The 8,754-nt window shown below is 61.4% G+C and carries 6 protein-coding genes and 1 pseudogene; 1 reads left to right on the top strand and 6 read right to left on the bottom strand.

Annotated elements, in window-relative coordinates; all coding sequences use genetic code 11:
• Positions 1-9: 9 nt before the first annotated feature.
• From WNE31_RS06525 to WNE31_RS06535, 3 genes are read right to left on the bottom strand one after another with little or no spacing between them, the layout of a single operon-like run.
• Positions 10-1,176, bottom strand: a complete 1,167-nt coding sequence (locus WNE31_RS06525) for a M24 family metallopeptidase (RefSeq protein ID WP_349978894.1) — start codon at positions 1,174-1,176, stop codon at positions 10-12.
• Entirely contained in the window at positions 1,173-2,363 is a 1,191-nt protein-coding gene (locus tag WNE31_RS06530) for a diaminopropionate ammonia-lyase (RefSeq protein ID WP_349978895.1), read from the bottom strand. Before WNE31_RS06530 ends, WNE31_RS06525 begins: the two co-directional genes overlap by 4 nt.
• Positions 2,360-3,511 carry an amidohydrolase gene (locus tag WNE31_RS06535; RefSeq protein WP_349978896.1) on the bottom strand — a complete coding sequence of 384 codons (1,152 nt, stop codon included), beginning with the start codon at positions 3,509-3,511 and terminating at the stop codon, positions 2,360-2,362. Before WNE31_RS06535 ends, WNE31_RS06530 begins: the two co-directional genes overlap by 4 nt.
• Before the next feature lie 119 nt (positions 3,512-3,630).
• On the opposite strand from WNE31_RS06535, the gene WNE31_RS06540 reads away from it, so the two are divergent.
• Positions 3,631-4,080, top strand: a complete 450-nt coding sequence (locus WNE31_RS06540; RefSeq protein ID WP_349978897.1) for an Lrp/AsnC family transcriptional regulator — start codon at positions 3,631-3,633, stop codon at positions 4,078-4,080.
• A 75-nt stretch (positions 4,081-4,155) separates the two neighbouring features.
• On the opposite strand, the gene WNE31_RS06545 is transcribed toward WNE31_RS06540, so the two are convergent.
• The 3 genes and pseudogenes from WNE31_RS06545 to WNE31_RS06555 all read right to left on the bottom strand — a co-directional run.
• Positions 4,156-7,296 (bottom strand): efflux RND transporter permease subunit, encoded by a 3,141-nt coding sequence (locus WNE31_RS06545; RefSeq protein WP_349978898.1) that lies wholly within the window; start codon positions 7,294-7,296, stop codon positions 4,156-4,158.
• 6 nt (positions 7,297-7,302) lie between these two features.
• Positions 7,303-8,436, bottom strand: coding sequence for an efflux RND transporter periplasmic adaptor subunit (locus tag WNE31_RS06550; RefSeq protein WP_349978899.1), 1,134 nt, complete (start codon positions 8,434-8,436; stop codon positions 7,303-7,305).
• 226 nt (positions 8,437-8,662) lie between these two features.
• Positions 8,663-8,754 (bottom strand): annotated as a pseudogene (locus tag WNE31_RS06555) (acyl-CoA dehydrogenase family protein); the annotation flags it as partial.

The following is an 8,754-nucleotide window of genomic DNA, read 5'->3' on the forward strand; positions in this document are numbered from 1 at the left end:
GGACCTCCTTCAGATCACGGGCAGTTCCGGCACGGCGCGCGTGGTCAGCAACTCGGCCCCGTCGGCGCGCAAGACGATGTTTTCCTCGTGCACCATGATCCGCCCGTCGCCATAGCTAAGGGACGGCTCAAGCGTCAGCACCATGTTTTCCTGAAGGGCCGTGTTGTCAAATGCCGCGAGCGAGGGCCATTCCGTCAGTTGCATGCCCAGACCGTGCCCCAGACGCCCCACATCGCCACCCTGGTCGTCCATCCTGTCAATCACGCTTTGCATGACGTGAAACAGGTCGGCGCAACGCGCACCGGGGCGGGCCGCAGCAAGACCGGCCTCGGTCGCGCGCCAGAGCGTGTGATAGGCGCGGCGCGACGCGTCATCGGCCCTGCCAATCGCAAAGTTCCGGTCAAAATCGCAGAAATACCCGTCCCATGTCGCGCCCGTGTCCAACATCATGATGTCCCCTTTTTGCAGGGGCCGGGCCGTGGGCGGCGAGATTACATCGTGATAGCCGCCCTTGTCGGCCCCGCCGACAAGATAGGGCACGTCATCCGCCCCCAGTTCCAGCGCCTTGCGCCTGAAGGCGCGGAACGTGTCCTCGAAAGCTTGCCCTTCATGCACAATCTCGGGCAAGGCGGCGAAACTGGCCGACCCGATCCCGCAGATATGGCGCAGCTTGGCGATCTCGGCTTCGGATTTCACCATGCGCAAGGCGCGGATGATGTCGGTGCTATCCCGAATATCCAGCCCCGCAAGCAGGCCCAGCAGTCGTTCATAGTCGCCAAGCGGCATCCGCAGGCTGGTTTCGTGGCCCTTGGGTACGCCGATCGAAGCGCCCCGCGCCGCGAGGGGCCCGAGCAAGTCGACCAGCAGGGACAAACCGTCATCGGCGGGAGACGGGGCGCTCCAGGTCCGAATATCGTCGATCCATGTCTGGCGCATCAGGGCCGCGCCGATCTCGGGGATCACGGCTACAGGTTTGCCTTCGACAGGCACGAACAGGAACCAAGGGCGGGTCGGGCTTTGCCAGAACAGAGTGTGAAACCCGCTGAAATACCGCACCTCGCTTTCGCGCGTCAGCAAAAGCCCCTCAAGCCCCTGTTGCGCCATGAGCGCCTGAGCCCGCGCGGTGCGAGCGGCAAATTCCGCGTCGGGAAAGCCGCGCTCAGGCGCGGGGCTCACGCGGCCTCTCCGGCCATGATACGCGCAAAGATCTCGGGGTCTGTCACGCCTTCGGACCCGATCAACAAGATGCGCGAGGTTGCATCCAACCCCAGTCTGACCGACAAGCCCGCGTCACAGCGCGCGGCAAGCAAGGCCGCCAGCCCCGCTACCGCGCTTTCGCCCGCCTCAAGCGCCGGATCGCTGCTTTGGGGAAGGGCCAGAAGGCGCACGGTGGGGGCCACGATGCTGTCCGGGATCGTGACGAAATCCTGTGCTTCCTCGGCAAGGATCTCCCACGCCATCTCCGATGGCTCACCACAGGACAGACCTGCCATGATGGTTTCCTCTGCGATCTCGACAGCGGTTGGCGCATGGGCCTGCGCGCTTTCGAAAAGACAGGCGGCGCGGTCCGGCTCTACCACCACGACGCGTGGCGCGTCATCCTTCCAATACTGGCGAAGCGCCGCCGCGACCGACGCAGCCAGCCCCCCGACACCACCTTGCAAAAAGACATGAGTCGGTACGGCATCCAGCGCCTCGCAAGCTTCGAAGGTCATCACGCCATAGCCCGCCATGACGTCGCGGGGCGGCTCGGAATACCCCTCCCACGACGTGTCCGAGACCACGAACCATCCCTGTGCGGCGGCCTCTTCCCGGGCGACGGCGACCGAGTCATCGTAATCTCCGTCGATGCGAATGACCTCGGCGCCCAGATCGCGCATGGCCTGGGCGCGGCCTTCGCTGACCTCTGCATGGATATAGATGCGGCAGGGAGCACACACGTTGCGGCACCCCCATGCCAGCGACCGCCCATGATTGCCATCCGTGGCCGAGACCAGCGTGATGGCGCGACAGGCTTCGGCATATTTGCCAGCGCGGATATCGGCCAGCGCGATGTCCCGCCCAAGGCGCGCAGACAGTTCGCGTTGCAAGACCCGCATCGCGGCGTAGGCGCCACCAAGAGCCTTGAAACTGCCCAAGCCAAAGCGCGGGCCTTCGTGTTTATACTCAATGCGGGCTACCTTGGCCTGTTTGGCCAGTGCCTCCAAAGACACAAGCGGCGTCGGCGCATAGCCGGGCCAAGCCGTGATCTCGGCCTGCGCGCGGGCGAAATCCTCGGGGGACAGAACCTGCCATGCGGCTTTGCCATCGCGGGGTGCGCCGGGGGCATATCCCAACCGGGCGTTGCGGAACTCTTGCATCATCCTGCATCCTTTCTGTGGGGCAGACGGTCGCGCACCAGTTGCACCCAGAACTCGGCCCCGATGGGCAGAAGGGCATCGTTGAAATCGTAATCTGACGAATGCAGCGGCTGGCCATTGGCGCCCTCTTCGCCATTGCCCATCAACAGGAAACACCCCGGCACGGCTGCGGTGAATTGCGCGAAATCTTCGGAAAAGCTCATCGCGGGGCGCTCGCGCCAGACATCACATCGCGCCGCCACGCCTGCGCGATAGACCGCTTCGGTCGGGGTTTCGGCATTGAAGGTTTCAACAAAATCCGTCTGGAAAGCGACATCGATCGACACACCGTGCGCCGTAGCCAGCCCCGCCGCGATCTGGCGCATGAAGCCTTCTACAGCAGCACGCTGCTCCGGCGCGCGGGCGCGCACATCGCCCTTGATGACCGCCTGCCCCGGCAGCACGTTGCGCTGCCCGTTGGTGGTGAATTCGGTCGGGGACACCACAACGCCTGCATCAGGCGGCAGCTTGCGCGAAACAATCGTTTGCAGGGCAAGAACCAATTCCGCGCCCACGGTCAGCGCCTCGGCCCCGACATGCGGCATCGAAGAATGCCCGCCCCGCCCGTCAATCGTGAAGGTGAACAGGCTTTCGCTGCTGCAAATCATGCCGGTGCGCGACGACACCTGCCCCAGCGGCGCGCCGGGCAGGTTGTGAATGGCATAGACCTCGTCCACCTCGAACCGCTGCAACACCCCTTCGTCAATCATTGCGCGGGCACCGCCGCCATGCTCTTCGTCCGGTTGGAAAAGGAACACGACCGTGCCGTCAAAATCTCCTTCACGGGTCAGCCGTTCCGCCGCCCCCAAAAGCATGGTCGTGTGTCCGTCATGACCGCAGGCATGCATGACGCCCGGCGCGGTCGAGACGTAGTCATGCGTCGAGGTTTCGGAAATGGCCAGCGCATCCATATCGGCCCGTAACCCGATGGCGCGGTTGCCCGCCCCCCGCCGGAGAACGCCTACAACGCCCGCGCCTTCATGTACCTCGATCCCAAGCGCCCGCAAACGCTTGGCGACAACTTGTTTGGTGCGGTGTTCCTGAAACCCCAATTCGGGATGACGGTGCAAATCGTGGCGCAACGCCACAAGATTTTCGACAAAGTCAGACATGATCCCTCGTGCTTATGCTAACTGAGATCGTATCCGGTCGGAATGCGGAAAGTCGTATCAATTTTGAGATTTTCGACTAAATTTGTCTCCCAAACAGAATTTTGAGAGAAATTTCAGACATGGATGAGACAGACCGCGCTATTCTCAAGCTGGTACAGGGCAATGCCCGCCTGACCGCGGACGCCATAAGCGCCGAGGTTGGCCTGTCCGCCCCGGCTGTGCAAAAAAGGTTGCAGAAACTGCGCAAGAGCGGCGCCATTGAACGGGAAATCGCCGTTTTGAACCCCGGCATGATGGGCAGCCCCATGACCATCATCACCGAAGTGCTTCTGGAAAGGGAAAGCCGCGCGCAACTGGATGCGTTCAAGCGTCGGATGCGCAGCGCGCCCTGTGTGCAGCAGTGTTACTACACCACAGGAGAAAGCGATTTCGTACTGATCCTGACGGTGCGGGATATCCACGAATACGAAAAATTTACCCAGACCTATTTCTTTGACAACAGCAATATCAGTCGGTTCAAGACTGCGGTGGTGATGGATCGGGTCAAGGTGTCGCTAGACGTGATCTAGGGCCGGATGGGTCCACCCCCTGCTAAAAGAAAGAGAGCGCCGGAACCGGCGCTCTTTTCAACTTTCTGGTGGGCCTTACCCTTCGGCGGGTGCCTCGGGTTCAGGATCGTTTTTGGTGCCCTTGACCCATTCCCGCGCTCCTTGCAGCAGCACGTAAAGCACCGGTACGAGGATCACGCCCAGAACCGTCGCCGCCAGCATCCCGCCAAACACGGCTACACCGATGGCCTGCTGGCTGGCCGCACCGGCACCGCTTGCCACGACCAGAGGCACCACGCCCAAAAGGAAAGACAAGGCGGTCATCATCACGGCACGGAATCGCTGGCCTGCGGCCTCGGTCGCGGCTTCGCGGATGCTCATCCCGCTGGCGCGCCGTTCCATGGCGAACTCGACAATCAGGATGGCGTTTTTCGAGGCAAGGCCGATCAGCATGATCATCCCGATCTGGGTATAAAGGTTCACATCCCCGCCCCAGACTGCCACAGCGGCCAGGGCCCCGAACAACGCCACAGTCACCGAAAGAAGAATGCCGACTGGCATGGTCCAGCTCTCATATTGCGCCACAAGGAACAGGTAGCCGAAAGTTACCGCCATGATCAGGATCGCCACAACAAGGCCGCCTGCCGATTGCTGCTGCTGGGCGGTGCCGGTCCATTCAAACCCATAGCCCGGCGGCAGCGCATTGGCGGCCTCTTCTTCCAGCACGCGGATTGCATCCCCCGTGGACAGCCCTTCGGCAGGCACGGCGGTCACGGTGGCCGACCGGAACATGTTATAGCGGTTCAGCGCGACCGGTCCCAACTCGTTGCGCATGGTGATCAAGGTTCCGAGCGGCACCATTTCCCCGCTCTTTGAGCGAACATAGAGGTTGCCAATGTCATCGACCTTGTCGCGATATTCGCCATCGGCCTGGATCATCACGCGGTAAACCCGCCCGAACAGGTTGAAGTCGTTGACATAGAACGACCCCATATAGGCCTGCAGGGTCTGGAACACGTCCGACACTGCCACATTCAATGACTTGGCCTTTTCGCGGTCCAGATCGATATAGACCTTGGGAACGTTGGCACGGAAGGTCGAATAGGCCTGGGACAGTTCCTCGCGCTGGTTGGCGGCATAGACCAGCCCGCCAAGCGCGGCGGAGAGTTCCTGCGCCGTGCCACCGCCGGTCTGCTGCACCTTCATCTCGACCCCGGCGGACATGCCAAGGCCCGAAATGGGTGGCGGGTTGAAGGCTATCACGTTGGCCGAAATCTCCTGATTGGCGATGGCATAGATATTCGCCAGCACACCATCCGCGCTGAGCTCGGGCGTGTCACGTTCGTCCCACGGGGTCAGGTTGGCGATGATCATGGCACCGTTTGATCCGCCCCCGTTCAACAGGCTGAACCCGTTAACGTTCACGGTGTTGGCGACGCCGGGAATAGCCTGAATCTGTTCCTCAAGACGCTTGGTCACGGCTTCGGTTCGCTCCAGAGAGGCCGCGTCGGGCAGTTGCACGTCGATGAACAGGTACCCGTTATCCTCCAGCGGGATGAACCCGGCTGGCAGGGACTTGAACAGGGTTCCTGAGCCCAGGAAAATCGCGGCCAGCACCGCCACCGCGATCAGCGGCACGCGCACCAGCCGTTTTACGATTCCGACATAGCCGCCGCGTACCCCGTCGATGCCCATTTCGAACGTCGCCAGAATACCCTTTGGCCCGCCTTCGCGCGGCTTGAGGATCAAAGAACAGAGTGCCGGCGACAGCGTCAGCGCGTTGATCGACGAAATCACAACAGCGGTCGAAATGGTGATCGCGAATTGCGAATACAGCCGCCCCGTGATCCCCGGCATAAAGGTGACCGGCACGAATACCGCCAGCAACACCAGCGTCGTCGCAATCACCGGGCCGGTGATCTGGCCCATGGCCTTGCGGGTGGCGTCGGCGGCGCTGAGGCCTTCTTCCGCAATCAGGCGTTCGACGTTTTCCACCACCACGATGGCGTCATCCACCACGATGCCGATGGCCAGAACCAGCGCGAAAAGCGAAATTGTGTTCAGCGACATGCCAAAGGCCAGTAGGAAGGCGAAAGTCCCGATCAGCGACACCGGAATGGCAATCGCCGGAATGACGGTAGCCCGCACATTCCCAAGGAAAATGAACACCACAGCGATCACAAGGACAAAGGTCTGCATCAGCGTGGTGATCACGTCTTTCAACGACTGGTTCACAAAGCGGGTGGAATCGAAGGGGATGTCATAGATCACGTCATCGGGAAAGGCCCGTGCAAGGCGCTCCAGTTCGGCATTGACCCCTTCGGCCACGGCAAGGGCGTTGGCCCCCGGTGCCTGATAGATGGCCAGAACCGTCGCCGGATTGCCGGAGTATCGGCCCGAGGCGTTATAGTAATTCGCCCCCAGTTCGACCCGTGCAACATCCTTGATCCGTACGATGCTGCCTGCATCGCCCGTGCGCAGCACGATATCCTCGAATTCGTCTACCGTGGTCAGGCGGCCCTTGGATTTGATGGTATACTGAAACTGTTGCCCCGCAGGGATTGGCGGCGTGCCGATCTGGCCCGCCGACACCTCGAGGTTCTGTTCGCGGATGGCGTTGATCAGGTCCGCCGGCACAAGGCCCAGTCCCGCCATGCGGTTCGGATCCATCCACATCCGCATCGAATATTCGAAATTGGTCATGACGTCGGCCTTGCCGACCCCGTTCACACGGGCCAACGCATCGCGCAGGTTGATGTTGGTATAGTTCGACAGGAACACCTCGTCATAGGTGCCGTTCGGCGAAGACAGCGTGACCAGCATCAGCATGTTGGTCGAGGATTTCTGGGTGACAACACCGGACGCCGTCACCTCGGTAGGCAGCGAGGCGATCGCCTGCGCCACGCGGTTCTGCACGTTGACCGAGGCGATGTCGGGATCCGTGCCCACCTCAAAAGTCACCGACAACCCGTAAGACCCCGTATCGGTGCTGTCGGATGACATATAGATCATGTCATCCACCCCGTTGACCTGCGCCTCAATCGGCGCGGCGACCGTGTTTTCAACCGTTTCCGAGTTGGCACCGGTATAATTCGCACTGACGTTCACGACCGGCGGTGTGATTTCGGGGAACTGTTCCACCGGCAGGGCCGTAAAGCCGATGATCCCCATGATGGTCAGAACGATCGAGATCACGAAAGACGTCTTGGGACGTGCAATGAAGACTGAGGAAAACACGGGCGCTTACTCCTCTGCCGGGGTGCCGGCGAGCACGGCATCGACCGAAACGCCCGGACGCACGCGTTGCAGCCCCTCGACAATCACGGACTCGCCCTCGCGCATGCCTTCTTTCACCACGACAGCGGTGCCGACCTGCCGCCCCAGTGTCACGTAACGCTGCTCGACGGTCTGTTGCTGGCCTACGACCAGCACGAAATCACCACGCTGATCCCGCTGTACGGCGGCCTGCGGGATCATCAGCACCTCAACCGGCTGGCTGGCCTCGACCCGCACATTCAGGAAGGATCCGTCAATGATCATCCCGCGCTTGTTCTCGAACTCGGCCCGCAGGGAAATGGTGCCGGTGGTGGGATCAACCCGGTTGTCGGCAAAAACCACGCGCCCGGCCTCGTCCAGTTCGGTGCCATTCGGCAGGATCACATAGACATTGGGCGTGTCATCATTGTTGGCCACCCCTTCAACCGAGGTCTCCAGCTCTTGCCGGATCGAGATCAGCTGTCTTTCGGTCAGCGAGAATTCGACATAGATCGGTGCGGTCCGCACGAGATTGATCAGAGGGCCGGAATTTGGCCCCACCAGTTCGCCGACACTCACATTGGTACGCCCGACACGACCCTCGAACGGGGCCACGACCTCGGTATATTTCAGATCAAGCTCGGCCAGGTCAATCGCGGCCTCGGCAATTGACACCTGCGCCTCGGCTACCTTGTAATTCGCCTCGGCCACATCGCGGTCGGCCTCGGTGCCGACCTCGCGTTCGAACAGTTCCTGTTTTCGGTCAAGGTCGACCTGCGCAAGATCAAGATTGGCCTTGGCCTGGAACAGATCGGCCTGACGCGCGGCGAGGGTGGCCTCGTAGGTGTCGGGCTCGATCTTGTAAAGCACATCGCCCGGCTGGACCGGTTCACCGTCCTGCACCAACACCTCTTCGACAAAACCGCTGACCCGCGCAAGGATATCGACCTTGTCGATCGCTTCCCCCTTGCCGATGAAAGTGATGTCCTGAGTCATTTCATCCATATAGGCCGCCGCCACCGACACTTTGGGCGCGGGCGCCTCTTGGGTATGACCCGGAAGCGCGACAAAGGCGGTGGTGGCGCAGGCGGCCAGAAAGGTGCGAAAGGTCTGATGTGCCATAAGAATCTTTCCTGAGACGGACAAATCACGAGGAATCCCGCTCGGTCCGGTGAGAGAAATTTACGGCAATAGAAACATGACAGCGTCAAGCTGACAACGGCGGAATGACGGGCCGTGCCAGAGTTATCGTAAATGCGGACCCCCTCTAGGAGAGTCCGCCTCCTTCTTAAAAGGAAACCCGTTCATCTGCGCCCAGACAGAGTTACGTCCCTTCTGGCCCAAAGGTTTACACGAACGCCTGCAGCCCGGTCTGTGCGCGGCCCAGGATGAGGGCGTGCACGTCGTGGGTGCCTTCGTAGGTGTTCACGGTCTCGAGGT

Origin of the sequence: Shimia fortis, assembly GCF_040225985.1 — a bacterium.
Lineage (GTDB): Bacteria > Pseudomonadota > Alphaproteobacteria > Rhodobacterales > Rhodobacteraceae > Shimia.

Excerpts from the sequence above, each read along its gene's own strand:
- WNE31_RS06530 (WP_349978895.1), bottom strand. The coding sequence starts at position 2,363 with ATGATGCAAGAGTTCCGCAACGCCCGGTTGGGATATGCCCCCGGCGCA.
- WNE31_RS06535 (WP_349978896.1), bottom strand. The coding sequence starts at position 3,511 with ATGTCTGACTTTGTCGAAAATCTTGTGGCGTTGCGCCACGATTTGCAC.
- WNE31_RS06540 (WP_349978897.1), top strand. The coding sequence starts at position 3,631 with ATGGATGAGACAGACCGCGCTATTCTCAAGCTGGTACAGGGCAATGCC.
- WNE31_RS06550 (WP_349978899.1), bottom strand. The coding sequence starts at position 8,436 with ATGGCACATCAGACCTTTCGCACCTTTCTGGCCGCCTGCGCCACCACC.